This window comes from Pedobacter agri (assembly GCF_032678665.1).
GTDB lineage: Bacteria > Bacteroidota > Bacteroidia > Sphingobacteriales > Sphingobacteriaceae > Pedobacter > Pedobacter agri_A.
On sequence record NZ_JAVTSH010000008.1, the window covers coordinates 186,061 to 210,583 of the forward strand.

At 35.9% G+C, this 24,523-nt stretch carries 24 protein-coding genes; 7 read left to right on the top strand and 17 right to left on the bottom strand.

Features of this window, described 5'->3' with window-relative positions:
- The first annotated feature begins 10 nt into the window (after positions 1-10).
- Complete coding sequence (locus tag R2Q70_RS17230) at positions 11-1,138, top strand: DUF3667 domain-containing protein (RefSeq protein ID WP_316808785.1); 1,128 nt, start codon at positions 11-13, stop codon at positions 1,136-1,138.
- Between the two features lie 65 nt (positions 1,139-1,203).
- On the opposite strand, the gene R2Q70_RS17235 is transcribed toward R2Q70_RS17230, so the two are convergent.
- The 9 genes from R2Q70_RS17235 to R2Q70_RS17275 all read right to left on the bottom strand — a co-directional run bounded on the left by R2Q70_RS17235 (position 1,204) and on the right by R2Q70_RS17275 (position 9,338).
- Entirely contained in the window at positions 1,204-2,493 is a 1,290-nt protein-coding gene (locus R2Q70_RS17235; protein WP_316808786.1) for a citrate synthase, read from the bottom strand.
- A gap of 132 nt (positions 2,494-2,625) precedes the next feature.
- Complete coding sequence (locus R2Q70_RS17240; protein ID WP_316808787.1) at positions 2,626-3,156, bottom strand: DUF3347 domain-containing protein; 531 nt, start codon at positions 3,154-3,156, stop codon at positions 2,626-2,628.
- Between the two features lie 96 nt (positions 3,157-3,252).
- Positions 3,253-3,795, bottom strand: coding sequence for a hypothetical protein (locus R2Q70_RS17245; RefSeq protein WP_316808788.1), 543 nt, complete (start codon positions 3,793-3,795; stop codon positions 3,253-3,255).
- Between the two features lie 151 nt (positions 3,796-3,946).
- A complete protein-coding gene (locus R2Q70_RS17250; RefSeq protein ID WP_316808789.1) occupies positions 3,947-4,477 on the bottom strand; it encodes a hypothetical protein in 531 nt (176 codons plus the stop codon).
- 121 nt (positions 4,478-4,598) lie between these two features.
- A complete protein-coding gene (miaA, locus tag R2Q70_RS17255; protein ID WP_316808790.1) occupies positions 4,599-5,519 on the bottom strand; it encodes a tRNA (adenosine(37)-N6)-dimethylallyltransferase MiaA in 921 nt (306 codons plus the stop codon).
- A complete protein-coding gene (locus R2Q70_RS17260) occupies positions 5,512-6,309 on the bottom strand; it encodes a hypothetical protein (RefSeq protein ID WP_316808791.1) in 798 nt (265 codons plus the stop codon). Before R2Q70_RS17260 ends, miaA begins: the two co-directional genes overlap by 8 nt.
- Before the next feature lie 44 nt (positions 6,310-6,353).
- Positions 6,354-6,716, bottom strand: coding sequence for a hypothetical protein (locus R2Q70_RS17265; RefSeq protein ID WP_316808792.1), 363 nt, complete (start codon positions 6,714-6,716; stop codon positions 6,354-6,356).
- Between the two features lie 53 nt (positions 6,717-6,769).
- Complete coding sequence (locus R2Q70_RS17270; protein ID WP_316808793.1) at positions 6,770-7,864, bottom strand: MBL fold metallo-hydrolase; 1,095 nt, start codon at positions 7,862-7,864, stop codon at positions 6,770-6,772.
- 121 nt (positions 7,865-7,985) lie between these two features.
- Complete coding sequence (locus R2Q70_RS17275; RefSeq protein WP_316808794.1) at positions 7,986-9,338, bottom strand: Gfo/Idh/MocA family protein; 1,353 nt, start codon at positions 9,336-9,338, stop codon at positions 7,986-7,988.
- Between the two features lie 143 nt (positions 9,339-9,481).
- Between R2Q70_RS17275 and R2Q70_RS17280 the strand changes: the two genes are divergently transcribed.
- Positions 9,482-10,495 (top strand): LacI family DNA-binding transcriptional regulator, encoded by a 1,014-nt coding sequence (locus tag R2Q70_RS17280; protein WP_316808795.1) that lies wholly within the window; start codon positions 9,482-9,484, stop codon positions 10,493-10,495.
- Positions 10,496-10,522: 27 nt separating this feature from the next.
- Here R2Q70_RS17280 and R2Q70_RS17285 read toward each other — a convergent pair whose 3' ends face one another.
- On the bottom strand, positions 10,523-11,455 hold the full coding sequence (locus R2Q70_RS17285) for an AraC family transcriptional regulator (RefSeq protein WP_316808796.1): 933 nt from the start codon (positions 11,453-11,455) through the stop codon (positions 10,523-10,525).
- Between the two features lie 101 nt (positions 11,456-11,556).
- Between R2Q70_RS17285 and R2Q70_RS17290 the strand changes: the two genes are divergently transcribed.
- Positions 11,557-13,635 (top strand): TonB-dependent receptor, encoded by a 2,079-nt coding sequence (locus R2Q70_RS17290; protein ID WP_316808797.1) that lies wholly within the window; start codon positions 11,557-11,559, stop codon positions 13,633-13,635.
- Between the two features lie 15 nt (positions 13,636-13,650).
- Positions 13,651-14,685, top strand: coding sequence for an HmuY family protein (locus R2Q70_RS17295; protein ID WP_316808798.1), 1,035 nt, complete (start codon positions 13,651-13,653; stop codon positions 14,683-14,685).
- Between the two features lie 276 nt (positions 14,686-14,961).
- Here the strand turns inward: R2Q70_RS17295 and R2Q70_RS17300 are convergent, their stop codons facing one another.
- The 4 genes from R2Q70_RS17300 to R2Q70_RS17315 all read right to left on the bottom strand — a co-directional run bounded on the left by R2Q70_RS17300 (position 14,962) and on the right by R2Q70_RS17315 (position 18,626).
- Positions 14,962-15,141 carry a hypothetical protein gene (locus R2Q70_RS17300; protein WP_010602585.1) on the bottom strand — a complete coding sequence of 60 codons (180 nt, stop codon included), beginning with the start codon at positions 15,139-15,141 and terminating at the stop codon, positions 14,962-14,964.
- A gap of 183 nt (positions 15,142-15,324) precedes the next feature.
- Complete coding sequence (locus R2Q70_RS17305) at positions 15,325-15,909, bottom strand: biliverdin-producing heme oxygenase (protein ID WP_316808799.1); 585 nt, start codon at positions 15,907-15,909, stop codon at positions 15,325-15,327.
- Between the two features lie 86 nt (positions 15,910-15,995).
- Positions 15,996-16,415 (bottom strand): response regulator, encoded by a 420-nt coding sequence (locus R2Q70_RS17310; RefSeq protein WP_316808800.1) that lies wholly within the window; start codon positions 16,413-16,415, stop codon positions 15,996-15,998.
- Positions 16,416-18,626 carry an ATP-binding protein gene (locus tag R2Q70_RS17315; RefSeq protein ID WP_316808801.1) on the bottom strand — a complete coding sequence of 737 codons (2,211 nt, stop codon included), beginning with the start codon at positions 18,624-18,626 and terminating at the stop codon, positions 16,416-16,418.
- Between the two features lie 146 nt (positions 18,627-18,772).
- Between R2Q70_RS17315 and R2Q70_RS17320 the strand changes: the two genes are divergently transcribed.
- Positions 18,773-19,138, top strand: coding sequence for a response regulator transcription factor (locus R2Q70_RS17320; protein ID WP_316808802.1), 366 nt, complete (start codon positions 18,773-18,775; stop codon positions 19,136-19,138).
- A 194-nt stretch (positions 19,139-19,332) separates the two neighbouring features.
- Here R2Q70_RS17320 and R2Q70_RS17325 read toward each other — a convergent pair whose 3' ends face one another.
- Positions 19,333-19,485, bottom strand: a complete 153-nt coding sequence (locus R2Q70_RS17325) for a hypothetical protein (RefSeq protein WP_316808803.1) — start codon at positions 19,483-19,485, stop codon at positions 19,333-19,335.
- Positions 19,486-19,502: 17 nt separating this feature from the next.
- Positions 19,503-19,871, bottom strand: coding sequence for an STAS/SEC14 domain-containing protein (locus tag R2Q70_RS17330; RefSeq protein ID WP_316808804.1), 369 nt, complete (start codon positions 19,869-19,871; stop codon positions 19,503-19,505).
- A 146-nt stretch (positions 19,872-20,017) separates the two neighbouring features.
- Between R2Q70_RS17330 and R2Q70_RS17335 the strand changes: the two genes are divergently transcribed.
- The gene (locus R2Q70_RS17335; protein ID WP_316808805.1) at positions 20,018-21,136 is read left to right on the top strand and encodes an alpha/beta hydrolase; all 1,119 of its coding nucleotides are present in this window, start codon (positions 20,018-20,020) and stop codon (positions 21,134-21,136) included.
- 135 nt (positions 21,137-21,271) lie between these two features.
- On the opposite strand, the gene R2Q70_RS17340 is transcribed toward R2Q70_RS17335, so the two are convergent.
- Positions 21,272-22,042 (bottom strand): Ku protein, encoded by a 771-nt coding sequence (locus R2Q70_RS17340; RefSeq protein WP_316808806.1) that lies wholly within the window; start codon positions 22,040-22,042, stop codon positions 21,272-21,274.
- A 136-nt stretch (positions 22,043-22,178) separates the two neighbouring features.
- Here R2Q70_RS17340 and R2Q70_RS17345 point away from each other — a divergent pair, with 136 nt between their 5' ends.
- The gene (locus R2Q70_RS17345) at positions 22,179-24,449 is read left to right on the top strand and encodes a glycosyltransferase (protein ID WP_316808807.1); all 2,271 of its coding nucleotides are present in this window, start codon (positions 22,179-22,181) and stop codon (positions 24,447-24,449) included.
- The last annotated feature ends 74 nt before the right edge of the window (positions 24,450-24,523 follow it).

Sequence of the window (24,523 nt, forward strand, 5' to 3'; positions counted from 1 at the left end):
GAAATCCCTTATGTCAGCTGGTAAGTATAGAAAAGAACACAATTGCTTAAACTGTGGTTCACATGTCGAAACTCATTATTGCAGCAGTTGTGGTCAACCAAATTTAGAATTAAAAGAAAGTTTTTGGGGTTTTATCAGCCACAGTATTGCCCATTATTTTCACTTCGACAATAAATTCTTTCAAACACTTGTTCCGCTTTTAACCAAACCCGGACAAGTAACGCTTGATTACCTTGCAGGAAAAAGGGCAAGGTACATCAACCCGGTAAGTATGTACATATTTGTATCAATTGTATATTTCTTGGTTGCGTATTCTCCGGAGCATGTGGACAGGGAAAATAAGCACAAACCCGTTACCGCTGCTCAATCACAGAAAAGAAAGGCCACGCTCGATACTGTACAGAAAAAACTCAGGGAGGCCGGATTAACCAATGCTGCCCCTGGCATTGTGAAAGAAACCACCTCTCGGATTGCTGAGGATTTAGATCGTGAGGAATTTAAAAGTCTAGGTTTTAAGGAACAAACAACTGCTTTGGAAAATCTTAAAAAGCAAAATAAAGCCACCAGATCAGATTCTTTAACTGAGGTAATCTCTACGTTCAGCAAAATTCACGATGACCGTAATGACAGTACCTATGCAGCCTATCTCGCCAGACAAAAAACACTTCAGCCACAAGATCAGGATAATTGGTTCGATCGTTTAATAAAGAAACGTGCCATCACTATCGGAGAGAAATCGGAAGTTATACAGGAAACTTTGGAGCATAACCGTCCAAAACAATACTTTCTGCTGATGCCACTCTTGGCGTTGTTTATCATGTGGAATTTTAGAAAAAATCATATCTACTACTTAGACCACCTAATATTTACTATTCATGGAATGACCGCCTATTTTATTGTATCAATATTAACAAGGCCATTTATGAAGTATGTTTTTGGAGCCGAAAGTATGATGTCTACCATTATTAAAATTGCTTTATTTGCTTGGATTTGCTGGTATATGTTTAATGCTTTAAAAGTATTTTATCAGCGCAAAAAGGTAATAGGCAAGATGTTCTTAATTGTCATTCTTTATTACGTATCACTGAAGTTGACAGAAATGATTATGCTGAATCTGATTTATTATGTAGCTACATAATTTCAAACATTACGGCATAAAAAAACCAGGTTTATCAAAACCTGGTTTTTTTATGCCGTATTAATTTACTTTCTATCTTCAATGCTAACAAAATCCCTATCGGTTTCGCCAACATAGATTTGACGAGGACGGCCAATTGGCTCTTTGTTTTCATGCATTTCTTTCCATTGTGCAATCCATCCTGGTAAACGGCCTAATGCAAATAACACAGTGAACATTTCAGAAGGGAAACCTAATGCCCTGTAAATGATACCTGAATAAAAATCTACGTTTGGATATAGTTTTCTGTCGATAAAATACTGATCGGTTAATGCTGCTTCTTCCAGTTTTTTAGCGATTTCTAAAATCGGATCATCAATTCCTAAGTTTTCTAAAATATCATCGCAAGCTTTTTTAATGATTTTAGCACGAGGATCAAAGTTTTTGTAAACTCTATGACCAAATCCCATCATGCGGAAAGGATCGTTTTTATCTTTAGCTTTATTAATCCATTTTTCAGTATCGCCACCATCAGCTTTAATTAATTCAAGCATATCGATAACGGCCTGGTTTGCACCACCGTGAAGCGGACCCCAAAGTGCAGCGATACCAGCAGAAATTGAAGCATACAGGTTACAGTCTGAAGAACCTACAATGCGAACGGTTGATGCGGAACAATTTTGCTCATGGTCTGCATGAAGAATAAGCAACTTGTTCATTGCACTCACAACAATTGGATTTACATCATAATCTTCGGTACGTTGGCCAAATGTCATCCAAAGGAAATTGGTAACATAATCATATTTATTTTTTGGATAAATAAGTGGATGACCTAATGATTTTTTATAAATGAAAGAAACAATTGTAGGCAATTTAGCCAATAACTTAATGATGGTTAAGTTTTGTTCTTCGGCAGTTTGATTTGGCTTCAAACACTCTGGATAAAACGTAGATAGCGAGAATATTAGCGAACCCAGCTGACCCATTGGATGAGATCTTGATGGATAACCATCAAAAAACTTCTTCATATCCTCATGAATCAAAGTATGCTTGCTAATTTCTGCTTGAAATGCATCTAATTGCGTTTGAGTTGGCAGTTCACCGTAAACGATTAAATAAGATACTTCCAGGAAACTCGACTTTTCAGCCAGCTCCTCAATAGAATAACCTCTATATTTTAATATCCCCTTTTCACCATCTAAGAAAGTGATTTTACTTTTTGTAGAACCAGTATTTTTAAAACCAGTATCTAAGGTTACAAAGCCTGTAAGATCTCTAAGTTTAGAAATATCAATAGCCTTTTCATCTTCTGTTCCTGTTATTACTGGCAATTCTACTGTCTTACCATCAACTTTAATCTCTGCAATATCTGACATATTATTGTATTGTGTTTATAGCTTTCTAAATTATATAAAATTAATATACATGCATAACAAATCTGTTAAATTAATATGAATAATCGGTCAAACCGACGTAACAATCATGCTTAATTTTCTGCATGTTTATGGTTATTTTCCTTTAATTTCTTCCGCAACGCGACCACATTCCAGCATCTCATCTCCATAGTAAGGATTTCTAATTTCTTTTGCTGTTGAAAGCCAATCTCCCCCATCTCCTTTGTTTGCCATTGGGCAGTGTTGTACGTAAAGTGTACCAGATTCAATTTCAGTTGTTTTAAATAAGGCGATTACATCTGCACTTAATACCGTAAAGTTCTTGCGTTGTGCAACAATATCACTGTTAGAAGCAATTTTAGCAGCAATCTCTGCAGTAGGTTCACAGCCTTCGTAATTAGCTAAACTTTTTTCAAGAACCAGTGCTGATTTTTGCGCTTTAGTAGCATCAGATGCAACAAGGGCATTCTTAAGATCTTCATACTCATTCAAAATTGCAAGTTTCTTTTCATCTTTAATTTCAACTTTGGTTGCAGCACTTGTTGTCTTGTTATCTGTTGAATCTGAAACGGCTTCAGTTTTTTTCTCTGCTTGATTACAGGCAAATATGGTAGCTAATATGGCGATGCCTAAGATTTTTTTCATTGTATTTGGTTTTCGGCTCAAAATAGCAATTTTAATATTAAATCAATAAAAAAAGCCCCGCAAATTGCGAGGCTTTCGAATTATATGATGATTTAATTATAATTTGAAATTATAAGCTAATCTCACAGCATACTGACCAGTTTGTCTGAAATAGGTAGTTGAAGAACTATCATTTACATAACCTTCATATCTGATACCGATATCAAGACCATTATTCCACTCATAACCTAAACCGCCAGTGTAAATAAAGTTAGTTTTTGCACCATCTTCGATTCCGAAACCTGCACCAGCTTCTGCTGCAAGATACATTCTTTCGATTGCAAAAACTTTAACACCACCTTTTGCAGGAATAAAATCGAAATCCAAAGAGTTGTTTCTGCCTTTCAATTTCGCATAACCACCAGATGCTGTAACTGCTACATCTTTAGTTAAATCCCATTGTAATTTTAAATCAGCTCCGTAAGAGTATTCCATTGGAGAGCTTTTTCTGAATAAACCTCCGTTTAAACCAACGCCTACTTTAAACGCCATACCATTATTGGTAGACATTGTAGTCATTTCCTGTGCGTTCAAATTTGTTGTAGTGAAAATTGCAAAAGCAGTAAGCGCTGTTGCGAATAATTTAGTAATTGTTTTCATGTTAGATATATTTAAGTTAATAAAAGGGTTTGAGTGTATATACGATAACAGGTGCTAAACAGATTTATTAATTTTCATTTTTTTCAGAAATTTATATAAATAAAAAAAGCCTCGACAGATGTTGAGGCTTCCTGAATTATTTACCTACTATTTACAGGCTAAATCCGTAAGCTAAACGAATACCAAACCATCCTTGAGGATTAACAGCAAAATCAGGTTTAGCAGTATTACCTTCATATTTAGCACTTAGATCTATTCCATTACTCCAAGAGTAACCAATAGCAGGGGAATATATAAAGCCCGTACCTGCATTACTTGGTGTTACGCCAAATCCAGCTCCCACTTCAGCAAGTCCATAAAGTCCAGATCCAGTTGTATCGAAAAAATATTTAGCACCAATCTTAACAGGGATATAACCGTAATCACTAAATTTCAGATTTGTACCCTCGATATCTTTTCCAACTAAATGTGTATATCCAGCAGTTACCGGAATAGATAATTGTTTATCTACATCAAACTGATAACGTAAATCTCCACCTATAGCTAATCCATATGCATCATTTGTTCCTGCACCCACATTTACTCCTATTCCTAATTTTTTCGATTGTGCATTAACGTTTGTTGTAAAGAATAAAGCTACAACAGCTGCTGAGGTAGCAATAATTTTAGTAATTGTTTTCATTATAAGATATTGAATTTTGAGTTAAATTAATATACCTCGACAATTACAAAACCTGTGCCAAAAGAGCTATTTTGTTTAAGCCGTTAACTTAAATTCGTTATAATCTGGCTACTAAAATAAATTAATTCTTATTTAAAACTTTATTTAAGATTTGCTGTTTTAAATGGTTTGTTGTTAGAGAAGAATTTAGCCAGTTTATCAATACACCGTCCTTTTCCATCTTTTTAAAAAAAGTATTCTGTCGTTTAGCATACTGGCAAATCGCAATCCCAAGTCGTAGCTTAAATTCATCTTCCGATAACAAACCACTTAAATAATTAACAGCGAATTTGTATTCTAAGCCATAAAAAATTAAAATTTCTTTAGTTATTCCTTCATCTAGAAGATCCTGAACTTCCTGAATCATTCCGCCGTTTAACCGCTCCTCCAGTCTTGTTAAAATTTTCGCCCGGGTGATTCCAACGTCGTTATTTAATCCAAAAATTATCGGTTTAATTTCTGGCCTTTGAACGGTTTCTAGCGTATTAGCTGTTAAAAATTCAGCAACCTCGATGGCCCTAATGAGTCTTTTCTTTGAATTGAGGTCCACATAATCTGTATTTTCAAACTTTTGGAGCCTGCTAATCAGTTCTTCTTTTGTTTCCTTTTCGAGTTCAGCCCTTAATAGTTCATTTATCGGAACAGCGGTATAGCGCTGGTTTTGCAGCAAACTATGAATGTATAAACCTGTTCCGCCGCATAAAATAGGAATTTTACCCCTGCTTAAAATATCTTCGAATACACGGTAGAAGTCATTTTTAAAGGCATCAACATGGTATCGTTCTCCTGGCTGAAGGATATCTATTAAATGATAAGGGATGTTTTGACCGTTAATGCTATATTCCTGCAAATCTTTACCAGTTCCTATGTCCATTTTTTTAAAGACCTGCCTGCTATCTGCACTGATAATCTCCCCATTTAGTGCATGGGCTACCTGAACAGCTAGCCTGGTTTTCCCGGAGGCAGTTGCACCTAAAATAATGATGAGGTTAAAATCAGTCATGTTTATTTTTCAATATGTACTTCAGGCTTCCTGTATTAAAGATTTGTTTTTGCAGCGATTCGTCTGCCTGAACAATATTTCTTTGCATATCCTCATTTATAGAAAAATAATGCGGGGCTAAAACAGCGGTTTGATCAAACCCTAAAGTAAGATAAGATTCACCTACCGACCAATCGCGATCTGCGTAGGTCATTATATCATTGGCTTTGTATTGATTAAAAAAATACTTCAAGAGTTTGCTTAAACCACCTGTAACGGAATAACCGGATTTAACAGCGAACCGAATAAGCTCAGCTGATTTATAGTCTAAGCTATGTGACATTTTGCGAAGTGCCGAAAACGTAGCCACCGCAACGAGATTATCATTCTCAAATAATCCTAATTTATACCTGCAGCTTACATAACCCTGTAGATGATTTTCATTTAAAAAAGCTTCAGCAATAGCTTTATCTAATTTCTGAACTTTCGTTTTACGGCCATGTATTTTCTTATTCAAGCCAAGCAGCGAGAGGATTCTTGCCAATACCTGCCTGGACTTATTAATCCAAACATCTTCCCACAAATGGATAAGTTTGATACCCCTGGATGAATAATTTAACTGTAACGCTATTAGTTCGGCTGGATCAAAACAGTTATTTAGCCTCACTAAATGAATGATAAGCTGATGTTGTTTAATTGTGACAAGGCTAAAATTACCAAGCAAAAAAAAATGGCTTCCCAAATTAAATTCAGCCAGGGCTGAAATTACTTGATGATGCCATGTATTTTCTTTTGTTGTTAGGTTGCTCAATGATCGTTGTGATTGTGGTATTGCACAAAATTAACGAAAGAACTTTAAATCCATTCCTTTTCTTTAAAATGGACATGAATAATTTCAATCAGCGTTTCAACTTCCTTCAATTTCACGTCATCAAGTTCAGTTAATTTTAAACCTGCCACATCCTCACCAAAACTTGCTAAACTTTGGTTCGAAGTAGAAAACTCATTTGTGTTTACTTTTACTTCAACCACGCTCCCGTTGATGTAAATCCCGGCAAAAAACCTTTCTGTAGTTTTGCCACCTTCAGCTTCAATATTTTTTTCGCTGTAAAGATCATAGCCTGTTTCGGAGTTTTCATGTACGGTATAACCTCGAGTTGCGTATGGCTGTAAACCAGCTCTTATTGTTTGAAAAATTTCTACAAGATCAGTTTTCATAAAACATTTTGATTTAATTTCTAAACACAAGATTGCTAATATTGTTTACGAATTTATTCTTCAACCCACCAATTTGATGTAGGCATCTCATCATTCAAAATTAGTGTTTGGCCAAGTTGAGGCGTAACAATTTTAAGATTTTTTTCAGCTGCTGCCTTTACTACCCTGTTAATTGGATCATTCCAAGGGTGCATGGCTAAACTAAATTTACCCCAATGTACTGGCATTAAAACTTTTGCTTTCAAATCAATAGCTGCCTGAACGGTTTCTTCGGGGAACATGTGAATGTGTGGCCAATACGCATTGTATTGACCGCATTCTAAAAAGGCCAGATCAAATGGGCCAAACTCCTCACCAATTTTCGAAAAATGCGAGTCGTAGCCAGAATCTCCACCTAAAAATAATTTCCATTCTTTATACTGCAATACAAAAGCCGACCATAACGTTTGGTTGCGTTTAAATTTTCGTCCGGTAAAATGCCTGGCAGGAACGGCGGTGAATTTTAGTTCTACATTTATTTGTTCGGATTCATTCCAGCATAATTCATTTATCTTATCACTTGCTATCCCCCATCTTTCTAAATGCGCACCTACCCCAATTGAGGTAATAATCTCGCTCACATTTGGTGCAATTTTTTTAATGCTTTCATAATCTAAATGGTCATAATGATCGTGGGTGATGAGCAGCACATCAATATTTTTGAAATCATCAGCTTTTGCAAAAGAAGTTCCGGGAAAAGCTTTACTTCCTATAAATGAAAACGGAGAAGGTGTATTGCTGAACACCGGATCAACCAAAATTCTTAGGTCATTTATTTTAATCAAATAAGATGAATGCCCGAACCAGATCACTTCAGGAGCAGCTGTTGCTGGTTTACCATTAAAATCTGGCTGGGTAAATTTTAAGGGTTTGTCTGGAATTTTATTCGGATGTTTCTCAAATAAAAAAGCTTTTAAAACCTTGAAGAAACTTACGCCTTCAGGTTGCATTGGTGTAAAGCTTTCATTTTGCAAAGCTCCATCACGATAGTTTCCTAAATGATGTATTTTTTCGAGTCTTAATCCCCGTGGGAGTCTTCCAAATACCGGAAGATTGGTGATGATTAAAAATAGAACGGTTAATATGAGTATGGTATAAAGGGTAATCATGTAAAGTAAATTTTTGGGCAATGTACATATTTGGCTAGTTATGTATCAAATCATAACGTCAGCGAAAAGCAAAAAAAGCTCCGAAATGGAGCTTCTTATTATGCTATGCAATTAAAAAAAATTAATAATCATCATTCAGGGCAAATATGGGTTTCCTGCTCATCCATTTACCGCCTGTAAAATCTGGGAACTCTACCGTTTCATTACCCAACTCTATCGATTGCTCGCTCAATGGCGTGATGGCACTCCATGCTGCTGCGTCATATACATCAAGCGGCGTTGGCTGATTACGTTTCGCTGCCTCAATAAACGCATTAATAACGAAGAAATCCATACCGCCATGTCCGGCACCTTGCGCATCGTTACCATATTTTTTCCACAATGGATGATCATATTTATCTAACCATTCTTTAGCATTATCCCATGCATGCGGTTTGCTCACCCCTTCTACGTAAATACTTTTATTAACATCCATCCATAAACCCTTAGTACCTTGAAAACGGAAACCTAATGAATAAGGCCGCGGCAAGTTTGTATCGTGCTGCAAAATAATGGTTTCACCGTTCGCACAATCAATAGAGGTGGTTACAATATCTCCAAGCCTAAAATTTACTTTTGTATTTGGATGTGTAGCGCCACCTTTGTCGACGATGTATTGGTGCAAACCCCGGGATTTAGTGGCGAAAGAATTCAGTTTCAAAAAACGATTACCCCTATTAATATCTATACTTTGCGCTATTGGCCCAATGCCATGTGTAGGATATAAATCTCCGTTGCGATAAACAGAGTGATTGGTTCTCCATTTTGCTTCCGAAAAACCCTTTTCACCAAACTCAACCCCATGGCCGTATGGGTTGATACCATCATTAAATTTTACTTCTCTTAAATCGTGTTGATAACCTCCCTGGAAATGTATCATTTCTCCAAACACACCCTGACGTACCATATTCAGTGCTGCAAGAACATCTCTGCGATAGCAAACATTTTCTAACATCATTACATGCGCATCTCTTGCCTCGGCGGCATGAACAACATCCCAATGATCTTGCAAGTTTATGCCTAGTACTACTTCGGTTCCTATATATTTAATACCCGCATTTATTGAAGCGAGAATCATTGGTTTGTGCAACTCCCACGGTGTTGCAATCACAACGGCTTTGATATCTTTTAGTTCAAGCATTTTTTTCCAGGCATTTTCACTACCTGTGAAGATTTTAGGCATAGGTTTTCCGCTTTTAGCAATAATGGCCTTACATCTTGTTAACATTCTATCATCCACATCGCAAATAGCCACTAACTCAACATCATTTCTATTTAAAAGTAAGTACATATGATTTTGGCCTCTTAAACCAACACCTATCATTACTACTTTAATTTTCTCGTTGGCTGGTGCAGCAAAAATTGATTGATCTGGAACCGCTGCCAGGGCTGCTGTTGTTAAACCGGCATTTCTTACAAATTGTCTTCTGTTCATAAGTTTTACTATTGCTTGTTGTTTGATTATTAATCGAAAATATCAATATTTAAATACCTTCAGAAAAAAAAGAAGGAAAAAAACAACGCAAACGTTTGATTAATTTAGTAATTTACGAAACGAAAAAGTAGTTTAGCAGTGCAATGCAATCAAAACCAACAACGATAAAGGAAATCGCCAAAATTTTGAAAATATCCCCGTCTAGTGTATCCAGGGGCCTACATGATCATCCGAGCATCGGAGCAGTTACCAGGGAAAAAATCAAGCAACTCGCAAAATCGTTAAATTATCAACCAAATAACGCAGCTATTTTATTCCAGAAGGGCAAAACATATACCATCGGCGTAATTCTACCAGAACTCTCCGAGCATTTCTTTTCAACGGCCATATCGGCTATTGAAGACGAGGCATTGAAGAAAAATTATACTGTTATTTTTGCTCAATCTCATGATAACTATGAACAAGAGGTTAAGTTGGTTGAAAAAATGAAAAATCAACGTGTAGATGGCTTATTGGTATCGATTAGTAATGATACATCTAACTTTGATCATTTTGAAAAACTGAACTCCTTTAATATTCCAGTCGTATTTTTCGATCGCATTCCGCCATCAAAAAATGTACATTATGTAGCGTGTAGTTTGGAAACCGCTACGGCCAAGGCTTTAAACTATTTGTTGAAGAAAGGGCATAGAAGTATTGGGATGATCAACGGCCCGGCTACGCTTTATGCAAGCGAAGAACGCAAAGACGGTTACATACAGGCTATTAATTTCAACAGACTTAAATTTGATCCATCATTAATTGTGAACTGCGATTTAACAGAAAAGGGAACTATCGAGGCCGCAGACGCATTTTTAAACCACAAAAGGAAACCAACGGCAATTGTCGCATTTAATGATTATGTGGCACTCTTTCTAATTAAACATTTCAAACAATTAAATGTAATTAACGACTTTGACATTGTAAGTTATGCAAACCTGCCAATTATTAGCTATATAGATAATTCCCCAATTGCCTCGGTTGAGCAATATCCGTATGTGCAGGGACAAAAAGCAGTTAACATACTTCTCGATTTGATGACAAATCCTAATCCTGAAAATCAAGCATTTTTTAATACCGTTGTTGAAGCTGATTTGATCATTAACGAGGTAAAGTAATATTGAAAGCAAACGTTTGTGTAAAAATTAATGCTTATTCAAACTACCAGGCAATACATGATATAACTTTTTAAAAGCAGCAATGAAATGCTGAGGATTTTTGTATCCAACCAGAAACGAAACTTCGTTAACAGGCTTTTTGTCGTGGTTCAAATAATGGTAAGCCTTTTCCATCCTTATTTTATAGAGATAACCAAAAACAGTGTAACCGGTTAGTTCCTTAAACCCCTTTTTCAATTTAAAATCATTTATTCCTGTTCTTCGGGAAAGTTCTAATAATGAATTTGGATTTTGTAGATCGCTTTCAACAATTTTTTTCGCTATCAAAACTTTTTCAACGTCTTCTTTCTTGAGTAAAAAAGCTGATTTTTTCTTTTTCTGGCTGATGTAAAAGATAATGAGTTCGAAAATTTTCGACTCAATGAATATGCGTTTCAGTCTCCCTTGATGAGGAGAGTTAATGAGCACCTGCAATAGTAGCTCTATTTCTGGAGCAATAATTTTAGTAAATGCTAAATTCTCGCGTTTAAATTCGGTATTTGCTATTTTAACAAAGTAGCTTTTGGTAAGTTGAATATAAATGTATGTCGTTTTCTCCGAAACACAGAGAACAACATCATCTAATTCACCATCGATAATGGTTTGTTGTTTTTCTCCAATTGAAAATATGGCACTTTTTTTTTGATTACAATAATAGTTAACCATACCTTTTAAACAATACAAAAAACCAATATTTCCCTGGGTGGTGCTGTACAAAAAATCAACACCATTCACTGGCTCAATTTCAATTAGATTGAGGTGAATTCCATCAAACCAACTTTCGCTTATCTTCATTAGATACTTTTCTCCGCGAAATATTCTTTTCGCCTCTTCAACATCTGATTCCGTTTTGAAATCACCTGCATAACTATGTGTATAAAGTATGTTTCCAGTTTCTAGTTCTGATAATTTGGTTTCCATTTTATTTAATCCGTATTACGGCATTAATTATCCGTTTAACGTTATCTCCATTTGATGATTATGCACAAATTTGCACAATTATTTATAATTAGTCTAAATAAATGAAAATATATTTATCGATTGTTTTATCCCTTTTCGGATTTATATCTGTGGCTCAGGAAATTAAAAGAGATACCGCGAAGGCAAACGAATTAAAAGAAGTTGTGGTTACTGGTCAGTTTGGTCCGCAATCGTTAAAACACTCAGTTTATAATGTGAGAACCATTAGTTCAGAAAAAATAAGGTTACGTGGTGCGGTTAATTTACAGCAGGTTTTAAATACGGAGTTAGGCTTTAGGTTTAGTAACGATTTAACACTTGGAACAACTGATGTGACGGTTATGGGTATGACTGGCAGAAATGTTAAGGTACTTTTAGATGGTGTACCAATGATTGACCGATCGGACACCCGCGAGAGTTTAAATCAAATTGATATTAACACCATTGAGCGTATTGAAATTGTTGAAGGTCCAATGTCGGTAGTTTATGGATCAGATGCTTTGGCTGGGGTAATCAATATTATTACAAAGCAAGCAGGAAAATCTCTTTTAAATGTTACTGCAAGAATACAGGAAGAAACCGTTGGAGAGGAATACGGTGCTTTTTCTGATAAAGGAAATCATATTCAAAATGTTGGCGTAAGTTGGCAAAATAACGGTTGGAGCGCTTTGGTTGGCCTAACACATAATGATTTTGGGGGCTGGAACATTAAACCTAGTACCACATCAAGAGAGATTGTTGATCAAGACTTAGCTAGCGGCAACCGCTGGAAACCCAAAGAACAATGGCTGGCCAATACCAAAATTGGTTACCGAAATGAAAAATTCAGTATATGGTATCGCTTAGATGGCTTGCAAGAGGAAATCATTAGTCGTGGAGGGATGAATACGCTAAATTATATTGCAGAATGGCAGACATACAAGACCAAGCGATACACCAATCAATTACAATCGGAATGGAAAATAAACTCCAAACTGCAAATTACGGCAATTGCCGGATATTCTGATTTACAACGGTTAACCCATACAATAAACCACAATTTTAGTACAGGTGCTGATATTTTAAGTGCCGAACAGGGAAAACAGGATACTGCAAAATTCAACTCTACTATATTTAGAGCTACTGCATTATATACGCTGAGTCCAAAGGTTTCTTTCCAGCCAGGAGTTGAATATAACAGAGATGCTGCAAGTGGACAAAGAATAAGTGGTTCACCTGTGATTAATGATTATGCTTTCTTCCTATCATCAGAAATTAAACCTACTAAAGGAATTAACATCAGGCCAGGGTTAAGATTGATCAAAAATTCCATTTATCCTGCTCCACCAGTCATTCCATCCTTAAATACTAAATTTACCTTAAACGAAAATTTTGATTTGAGATTAGCCTATGCAAGAGGTTTCAGATCGCCTGCTTTAAGAGAACTATACTATGATTTTGTTGATGCCAGTCATAACATTATCGGCAATCCGAATCTTAAGGCAGAAGAATCAAACAGTTTTAATGGTTCATTAACCTGGGCAGGATTAAATACTACTGAATTACAATTCCGTTCTACGTTTGCCGGTTTTTACAACCTATTCAAAAACCGCATCACATTTGCGCAATCATCGCAAGATGCAACTATGACTTCATTATTTAATGTACTTAAATATAAAACAACAGGTTTTACTTTAGATAACACCATTATTTATAAAAACCTTAATGCTACAATTGGTGCCTCTTACATCGGAAGATACAATGATCAGCTGGAAAACAATACTGATTTGGCCATTCCGGAATTTGCCTGGTCGCCAGAAATTACGGCAACTATCCTTTACAATTTCCCAAAAATTCATGGAAATGTGAGTCTGTTTTACAAATACTCAGGAGCCGTACCTAGCTATCAAAACACAGGAAATAGTGCTACGGATTATCAATTGGTTGAAATTGGGGGTTTCAGTTTGGCAGATTTAATGATTAACAAAAGCCTTTATAAATACCTTACAATTAATGCCGGCGTAAAAAACTTATTTAACGTTACCCGATTAAGTAACACTTCGACAGCTTCGGGTGGTGCACACAGTACAGGTGGTGGAGCTGTACCCTATAGCTATGGTCGCTCGTACGTGCTCGGAATAATCTTTAACTGGAATAAATAATCACAAAATAAAAACATGAATAAACTTAACTCAATGATTGCCATCGCTGCTTTAGCGATCTCTTTTACTGCTTGTAAAAAAACAACTGAAGAACCTCTTATTGTTGTACCACCTTCTGATGGCGCAACACTTACATTAAGTGGTAAAACTGCTGAATCAAACTATGCAAACATCGTTTTCGCAGATTTAAGCACTGATAAATCGACACCGGTTGATAGAAAAAGTTTTAATTTTGGTTTAACATCTGATAGCAGATTTAGAGTAATATTAAATGCAGCTTACCAAACTACAGCAGTTACTACTTCAAAAACCGATATTGCAACTGTTACTGTTGCTGATCCCGGCACAACTGCAAACCTAAACCATGACATCACAGATGCTTCAACAGCTACTTTGGTGGATAACTGGGATGGCGATATCACGAAAACTGCTCTTCCTGAAATTAGTGCTACTGACGCTGAAAACAAAGTTTTTTTAATCAGTTTTGAGGGGAGTAAAGACAAGGATAAATGGTTTAAAGTTAAAATAACGCGTAATGGTGCAGGCTATAAACTGCAATATGCAAGATTAAGTGAGACTACCATCAAAACTTTAGAAGTTGCTAAAAGTACCGACTTCAACCTGGTATTTGTTTCGTTAGAAAATAATAAAACGGTTAATGTTGAGCCCAAAAAAGCCGAGTGGGATTTTTCTTGGAGTTACGGTACTTATAATTCAGGCTTGGGCTCACCATATTGGTTCCAGGATTATATTGCAACCAATAACCTTGCAGGAGTTTCTGCTGCTGAAGTTGTGGCGACAAGCACATTAACTTACGCAACTTTTGCCGAAAGTAATATATCCGGTGTAACCTTCCTTAATACAAGAGATGCAATTGGAAGTAAATGGAGGTCAACCACAGGTACAGGTATTAGAACGGATCGCTTTTATGTGCTTAAAGATGGCGCAGGTAATGTTTATAAATTAAGATTTGTAAGTATGGGAGTTGGAAGCGACGGTGGCGAACGTGGCAAACCTGTATTTGAATATAAACTGGTTAAAAAAGGTTAGTTTTTCAATGCTCTCAAATTAAAAAATATGTTTTGTTAGTTGGATAGATGCTCCCCGCGATGGGGAGCTTTATCTTTTTATAGGGGTTCTGTTTCGAGTCTTAGAAAAAGCTATAAATTTGAATATTATTCAGTTGATACTGGAAATATATTCAATCCCAATAAATAAGACACTGCTAATTAGCGTTCCTTTCGACAAGATGATCACATCAAATTAGCTTAAACGCAAAAAGGTCCCGACCATAGTCAAGACCTTTTCGTTCATACTCACGAAATATTATTTTCCAGAGTTTTTCTTGTCAGTTACTTCTGCACGGATTTCTTGTGCTAAAACTTTAAGATCTTGCATTGCTTTACGCACACGAGTACCAGCAGCTGCATTGCCAGCATTATAAAATTTTTCTACATCTGCTTCAATCGCAGCAACAGCAGCTTTAACTTTTGAGAATTTTTCCATCGCTAATTGATGTTTTTAAGGTTTAAAAAATTTATTTTTTTCAATAATACATATTTACCTTGAATTAACAAGAGAAAGCAAATATTAATTTGGAAGAAGTTTTGCACATTCTAACAATCGAAAAAATGCCCTGGAAGTATTATAGAAGTAATATTTGAAATATATCACCTAAATTTAACCTATCTAACCAAGTTGTTTTGACAACTGAATCAAATTGTTAAAGGTTCCATTTGCACTGTTTATGCAACGCTCATAATCAGGTTCAGTGACAGTTTCATTAAGAACAGAAACAAAAGTTTTCCATTTTGAACTTAACTCCTCACCATAAACGCCATAGTAATTTAAACCATCTTCGTGGCCGGCAAAATTAGGATTAGCCAAAATATGCTTCTTAATCACATTGCCACCCAATGTCGCTCCTTCAAGAACATATAAGGCTCCTAAAACCGCTGCATTGTTTTGTTCAGGTATAAATAAATCGAAATTTAGCTCAGGTAAGGTTAGTGGATCAATATCCCAATATGCAAGGTCTTTTTCGAGCGCAGACAATTTCAACCTATTTTTCATATCAAGTTGTTCTGCTAAATTAGCATCTAACATATTTGCCAACTTATTTTCTAATTTTTGGTGGATAATATAATTTATCGTTAAGAGTTTTTTATAGTTTTCTATGCTCAACGAATTGTTCATAATTTCATTAACAAACATTAGCGACTCTAGCGATTCATGGCCTCCTGCTGTTTTTGTTCTTAATAAATTGGCAATCATAACTGGATTTTATCTATCATTTAAAAGGTTATTAAAAAAGAAAAGATTCGAATTATAAAACTCGAATCTTTAATAATTTATCGAAATTAATTTAACCGCAGATGTTGGTTAAACCAAAAATCGTGAACAGAATGGACACATTTTACTAAGTTATCGTATCCATCAGGTTTAGTTAAATAAGCATTTGCACCAAATTCTATTGATGCTTTCACGTCGTCAGGATTATCTGAGGTAGAAAATAAAATTACAGGTACCGATTTAAGATAAGGAATATCTCTAATGAATTTTAACAAATCCAAACCTGATAAACCAGGCAGGTTTAAATCCAGCAAAATTAATTTAGGCTTTGTTTTAGTATCGGCAAAGGCCTGCAACTTTTCCAAAGCTTCAGTTCCATCTTCCACAATACTTAAATTCAAAGTATCTTTAACTTCTTGTACGGCACTTTGCATAAAAAACGCATAGTCCATATCATCCTCCACGTAAAAAATATCTGGTGTATTCATTTATCTATTCTTAAAGGCTACGTAAAATGTAGAACCTGCATTTAGTTTGCTTTCAAACCAAACGCGTCCGTTATGTCTTTCAACAATACGTTTTACGATGGCTAAGCCCACTCCTGTTCCCTCAATTTCTTTAACATTGTCCATACGCTTAAAAAGCTCAAAAACCCTGTCGTAATAACGGTTATCAATTCCCATACCGTTATCTTTAATTGCATAAATCGTTTCGCCGCTATCAACAAACGCAGAGAGCTCAACTCTTGGTTTTTCAACCATTGATGAGTATTTAACTGCATTGCTGATTAAATTCGTAAATACTTGTGCAATCATTGTTTTATCACCCTTAATATCTACCAGTTGGCCTAAAACCAGTTCGGTATTGTCTGCTTTAAAAGCCGCCCATACTTCAGTACTAACTTCTTTAAGCAAAACCTGCATGTTCACCGTTTCATAGACGATTTCCGAGCGCCCAACTCTCGCCAGATTTAAGATTTCCTTAATCAGGAAATTCATTTTGCCTGCACCATTCAAAATGCGATCAAGCATTTTTCGGCCACCTTCATCAATGCTTTTGTTTTTTAGCATTAATTCGGCATAGGTTTTAATGGATGTTAATGGCGTCCTTAAATCGTGAGATATGGTATAACTAAATGTATCCAACTCTTCATAGGCGGCTTGTAACTTTTCATTTAGCAACCGGATTTCGTTAGCTTTTTTGTTGATATAGGTTACAATGATTTCGCGTATCCTTAATACGGAAGTTATTTCTTCCGGAAGCCACTTATCAGAAGTATTATTTACGACCTGCGACCAGGTTTCGAACGATTTTCTAGGAGATAAACTTGCTATACCCTTTTCTGATGGATTTACAGGTTTTTCGGGATTTCCTGCCCAGTTTACAGTTGAAATCTGTTCAGGTTTAAACCAGATAATAACTTCATCCGGATCTTTACTAATAGAACATGCCAACATTCCTGACGCAATGTCTTTATATCTTTTAGCTGGATGGAAAATTTCTGATAACCGATGAGTATAATAAATGGATTCGTCATTGTTTTCTTTAAGCCAATCTGCAAGTTCCCATATTGAATTTTCATCTGGTACATTTCCAATGGTTTTCAGATCATTTTCAAAAATAATTGCAACTCCAGATCCCTTTGTAACATCTAAAAGGGTTTTGCTATGCCTTGTTAAAGCATCAACCAAATATTTATCTCTGTTTAAATGCTCCAAAAGTACGGAAGCTGTATCCTTAAATTGCTCTACCATTTCCGAATCCTCTTCAGCCTGCCGATATTCTAAAGCTGACGAAAGAATTTCTCCAATTAACTTAGATCCTTCCCTGGCCTTATAATCTATAAACTTTGGCGTATAATTATGACAAGCAATTAATCCCCATAACTCACCGTTGGCAAGTAAAGAAATGCTAAAACTAGAGTCAACACCCATGTTTTTTAGGTATTGAATATGGATAGGTGAAACGGCTCTTAAGCTTCCATTTGTCAGATCAAGGGGCGTGTTTTCTTTGTAGGTTAAAATCGGAGCATCATTGGTATTAACATCGGCAATTAACCGGGTTAAGTTTAGTTTATAGAGTTCGCGGGCTTGTTTTGGTATATCAGATGCAGGATAATGTAAACCAAAAAATGGTTCAAGGTCATCATTTTTTTCCTCGGCCACAACTTCTCCATGCCCATCATCCAAAAATTTGTAGATCATGATCCTATCGTAACCAATTAATTTCTTAACCTCTACAGCAGCACCTTTCAGCAAGGCTGATACCGATTTACCTTGCAGCATCACAGAAGCTGAGCGTCCGATTAAACTTTGAATATCATATTGTAGGGTAACTGGCTCAAACTCCAATAACCAGTCGTTTACCGATGAACTGATAATTAAATAAAAAGGCTCTCCATTAATTTCTACCGGATGTGGACTAATGGCATCGAAACTTTTTCTGATGATTCCAAGAGCTAACAGGTCTTCGACATTGAAAACGGGATCTTGTTTGATAAGTTCGGATAATAGTGAAACTGGTTTGTCTAATAATTCTTTCGGGAGAACATTCAAAAAATCAGCTGTATTTTCGCTCAAATAAGTAATGGCAAGACTGCTTTTATCAATAGCGATTAAAAAACCATGAGACTGAACTTTGCCGGGAATATGGATGGGTTCTTTATCACAATTGGTTAAATCGACAGAAAATTTATTCATAATAGGATTAGGTCTTACAAAAATATCAGATTTTTCGAATTAACCAAGATAACACTTCTTTTAGAATGACTCTAATTTGCTATATTCGGTTTTGGGATTTATTTTTTATTTTATATTTGTTCGAAATTTAAACAATCATCCAAACCTTGGCAAAGAAAAACATTTTGGTTATTGAAGATAACCATGCAATTTTAGATGTTATCACTCTTATTTTAGAAAGCGAGGCTTTCAACGTAGCCGGTTTAAACAAAGGTGCAGATTTTATAAATCATGTTAAGGATTTCAATCCTGATGTAATTATCATGGACATTATGCTACCTGATATTGATGGCAGAGTACTTTTAAAAGAATTAAAAGAAACTGATTCTACGAATCACATTCCGGTATTGATGATATCGGCTCGCTATAATTCGACAAATTACATGCTAGATGGCATATCAGCCGATGATTTTATGGCAAAGCCATTCAACATTGATGAATTAATGGATAAAATTTATGCTTTAATTAAGTAATACTGCTATTATTTCTAATACAAAAAATATAGCCCCAATACTACGCGTTTTAAAATTACAGCATTAAAAAAATTATTTCAGCTGTTAAAGTGGCCAAATTTCAAAAAAAAATATTGTGCATCAGCCACAATCCAATTGCTTTTTTCGTAGAACGACACAGCCTTTGAGCTGAAGCTTATCAGCATATAAAATGATTACTTTTTCTTGCTTCTGGTGCCTGCATCTTTAGTAACATCTACTTTTTTCGCATCTTTTGCTGAAGTTACTTTTTCATCAGCACCTTTTGCTTTTTCACTTTTCGACGCTGTAGCCTTGCTATCTTCAGCCGATGTTTTTGAGTTTTTCATAGTATTTTGTTTATTTATTAATCTTCAGTTATTAACCATGTTTTGGCCTCTTCTATTTCTTCAGGTTTAAAGCCTTTTGATGAACCTGGTGTTGCAATTGTAAATATGTCACTAAACCACTCCACGCCTTTTTCATGACTTACCACAGCAATTTTCTTCCATTTGGTGAAATTTTGTAAGCCAGCTTTTGCATCCTGAACCCATGCACCTGCGGTAAAGTTTTTTACATCGGTGTCTAAAACAAGTAGATATCTAATTTCATCGAAGCGATCTGCGGTACGTTTCAAACCCGGAAGTAATACATTCTTCAAATCTTCACTGGTAACTTCCCCGGTTGCTCTTACACCAAATACATTGTCTGGTAATCCTGTTATTTCTGTCAACATATTTAATCAGTTTTTTAATAGAACAAGAAAATTGCGGTAGATGTTTGGAATAGAGAAAATTCTAAAAAGTTGTAAACGTAAAAAAACTCTTATATCGCTGATACTGTTATAGAAACAACATTTAAAAAAACTATAAAATTAACCCTATGAAAACCAGATTATTAAAAATCTCTTCGGCTGTTTTTGCTGTGGCAATTTCAATTACGGCCTGTACCAGTGGCGACAATTCGGCTACTACAACAGACTCTACTATGGCTGATACTTCTAAAGTTGTGGCTTTAAAACCCGCAGGACCAGCCCCAGACTGGGGAAAAACCATCAAACCTGAAATGCAAACCGTAATAGAAAAGCTTGCAAGTTATGGCGATAAGCCCATTGAAACCTTGGATCCCGCTGCAGCACGTAAAAATCATACCCCTACAGATGCTGTGATGGATTTAGTAAAAGAAAACAACATCACGGTTCCTGCGCCAAAGGTAGATACAAGCGGTAAAGATATTGATGTAGCGGGTGGCAAGGTTCATGTAAGAATCTACACCCCGAAAGAAGGCAACGGTCCATTTCCAGTAATTGTGTATTATCATGGCGGAGGTTTTGTAATTGCAAACCTCGATGTTTACAACGCATCTGCCCAAGGATTAGCTGAGCAGGTAAACGCAGTTGTCGTTTCGGTTGCCTACAGATTGGCTCCTGAAAATAAATTCCCAACTGCACATAATGATGCATTTGCAGCTTATGAATGGGTGGTAAAAAATGCTGCAACTATTAAAGGTGACCCTGCTAAAATAGCAGTAGTTGGCGAAAGTGCTGGTGGAAATTTAGCTGCAAATGTATCTATAGCTGCCCGCGACAAAAAAATAATGATCCCTGTACATGAAGTTTTGGTTTACCCAATTGCACAGGCAAATATGAATACTGAATCATATAAACTTTATGCCAATGCAAAGCCGTTAAATAAAGCAATGATGGGTTGGTTTACTGAAAAATATTTAACCACGATGATTGAGGCTCAAAACCCGAAAATTTCATTGGTAAATGCTAATTTAAAAGGCTTACCTCCTACTACCATTATCACAGCAGAAATCGATCCTCTACATGATGATGGCACCATGTTGGACAATAAACTTTCTGATGCTGGCGTAAAAGTTAACAGCAGAAATTACGAAGGTGTAACACATGAGTTTTTTGGAATGGCCATCGTTGTTCCTGAAGCCAAAGCTGCACAAGCTTACGCAGCTGAACAATTAAAAGCCGCATTTAAATAAAATAATAAGGCCATGAGTTGAACATCAACTCATGGCCTTATACTTTTTATTTTTTACTTTTTACTTTTCACTTTCTACTTTTCACTTTTTACTTTGTACGTTCTCCTTTTCACTTTCAACTTTCAACTCTTCACCCTAAGCACCTTTTTTCGAACCCAAACTCTGCATCAACTGATCATACAAATCATCGCTGGTTGCTTTTTGCGGTTTCATTTTCTTAACTGTAGCTCTTTTTCCTTTAGCTTTCGCTTTGATCATCTTTAAAAGTTCATCACTATAATCATCTTTAAATGAACTCAAATCGAATTTCGAACTATATTGTTTAATCAAAGCCAATCCCACATCCATTTCTTTTTTGGTAATCGTAATATCAGTTACCTTTGTAATTTCGGATAAACTCCTGATTTCTTGTTCAAACCTGATTTTTGTGATCACGATTACACCATCCATCGGATGAATGACACAAAGATTTTCAGTGTTTCTCAGCACAAAACGGGCAACTCCAGCTTTGCCTGATTTCTCTAAGGCTTTAAGCAGTAAGGCGTAAGCTTTTTTGCCTTGCTTTTCCGGTTCTGTATAATATGAGGTTTCGTAATAAATCGGATTAATTTCTTTGATATCAACAAAATTCTCTAATTCAATAATTTTGGTTTTTTCTGGCGATGCCTCTTCAAAATCATGCTTTTCAAGGATGATATATTTATCTTTTAGAAAATAACCTTTTACAATCTTCTCAAAGGGAACTTCCTTATGTGTTTTTTCATTTACACGCTGGTAGCGAATTTTTTCGTGATCGCGTTCATCAAGCATATCAAAATCCAGATGCGTAGTTTGTACTCCGGAGAATAACTTAACTGGAATGTTGACTAAACCAAACCCAATTGAGCCTTTCCAAATCGATCTCATAGCTATAATGTTTAAATTTTATAGTAAACAAGCACAGAATTCATATTGTTTTGTCATAATCACCCGAAAATGGTCCGATTCAAAACCATTTGTGATCCATAATGTTAATTAAGTACATTAATCTATTTAGGTACCTATGAAGATCGCATATATTTCCACTTACCCTCCACGCGAATGCGGGTTAGCAACATTCAACCAGAATTTAGTTAACGCTTTAAGCTTAAATCCATCTTACAATGCTCAGCAAAGTTTTGTTGTTGCGATGAATGAATCGGAAAATCTTGATGAGCATGCATATCCGAAGGAGGTCAAGTTTGTGATCCGTCAACAAAATCAGCAAGATTATATTGATGCCGCCAACTTTATCAACGAAAGCGATATCGACACTGTAATTATAGAACACGAATTTGGAATTTTCGGGGGAAATAGTGGTGTGTTTTTATTGTCGCTGATAAATCGCTTGAAAAAGCCTTTCATTACCATCTTGCATACGGTTTTAAAAGAACCTAGTTTCATGCAGCAAACCATTATTAAAGAGATTGCCCTGAAATCTTCGAAAATTGTGGTAATGAGTAAAAAAGCAGTATTATTTCTTACCAGCATTTACCAAATACCACAGTCATCGATTAAATTAATTGAACATGGCGTTCCTGATTTAGAACCTATTTTAAACAATGAAGTGGCGCAAAGTGAACTTTTCAAAAACAGGAAAGTACTATTCACTTTCGGACTGATGAGCAGGAATAAGGGTTTGGAAACCATGATCAAGGCACTCCCAAATATTGCTGAAAAACATCCTGAAGTTTTATATGTCATTTTAGGCAATACACACCCTGGTGTGGTGAAACATAATGGTGAAGAATACCGTGACAGTTTAAAAGCACTGGCCAAAGACTTAGGTGTAGAAAACAACATCGCTTTCGTAAATAAATTTGTTTCTGAAGAGGAGTTGCACCAATATCTAACTGCTTGTTATATATATGTAACGCCATATTTAAATGAAGCACAAATCACAAGTGGCACATTATCTTATGCTGTTGGAGCCGGCGCTGCAGTAGTTTCTACTCCGTATTGGCATGCTCAAGAGTTACTTGCTGATAATCGTGGCAAATTATTCGATTTTAAAAACGATAAACAATTGTCGCAAATTGTTAATGAGCTTTTAGATGATGAAAGCAAACATCAGCAACTTAAAAGAAATGCTTACCAATATGGCTTAAATTTAAGATGGCCAGCGATTGGTAACGTATACATTAACGTGCTCGAAGATGCCTTGCTTGCCGAAAAAAAACCTGAAAGAACGATACCTCCAATTATTGATGTAGAGGGTATGCCTGCTTTAAATTTAAATCATGTTTCTTTATTGACTGATGATACCGGAATTATTCAGCATGCCCGCTTCGGAATTCCAAACTTAAAAGAAGGTTATTGTATTGATGACAATGCCCGGGCACTAATTATGGCGCTGATGGCCTTTGAGCAGGATAAAAATCAAAAAGCATTAAAATTGATTCCGGTTTATCTGAGCTTTATTCAGTACATGCAATGTGAAGATGGAAATTTTAGAAACTTTCTGAGTTTTAACAGAAATTACCTTGACGAAGTCGGTTCGGAAGATTCATTTGGACGTACCATTTGGTCATTGGGATATTTGATTGCCGTTGCACCAAATAACTCCTACCGTGAATTTGGAAGAGAACTATTTTCTCATTCCGTTACCCACTTTAAAGATTTAAAGTACTTACGGGGAAAAGCCAACACCATCATCGGAATTGCCAATTTCTTGAGCGTGCATCAGGGCGACGAATTGTTAATTACTGAAATTAACCAGCTAGCTAAATCGCTTGTGGCGTCATATCATGCCAACAAAGATGGAGATTGGCTTTGGTTTGAAGACATTCTAACTTATGATAATGCCATTTTACCATTGGCATTGCTACACCATTATGAGGTAACCGGAAACCAGGAGTCATATCAAATTGCAATGGAAAGCATAGAATTTTTAAATAGTTTCTCATTCGAAAACGGGTATTTAAATCCGGTGGGAAATGCAGGCTGGATGAAAAAGCATGGTAAAAATCCAATTTATGATCAACAGGCTATAGAAACGATGGCAATGGTGTTGTTATATGCTAAAACCTTTGAAATTACGAAAGAAGTTAAATACCTGAATATGATGCACACCAGTTATGAATGGTTTTTAGGTAAAAATAGTTTACACATTCCGTTGTATGATTTCGAAACCAATGGCTGTGCCGATGGTTTGCAATACAACAGCGTGAATAGAAATCAAGGTGCTGAAAGTACATTGGCATATTTCATCTCTCACCTTGCGGTGTTAAAGGCTGCCGAGGCTGAATATGTTACCTTGGCTTCACCGTTGGTGGAGGTAGATAAATTGGCATAACAAATTGTCTCGCAAATTAAAAAGGCTGATTCATGAAAATGAATCAGCCTTTTTTGCTTCTAAAGATAGATGAT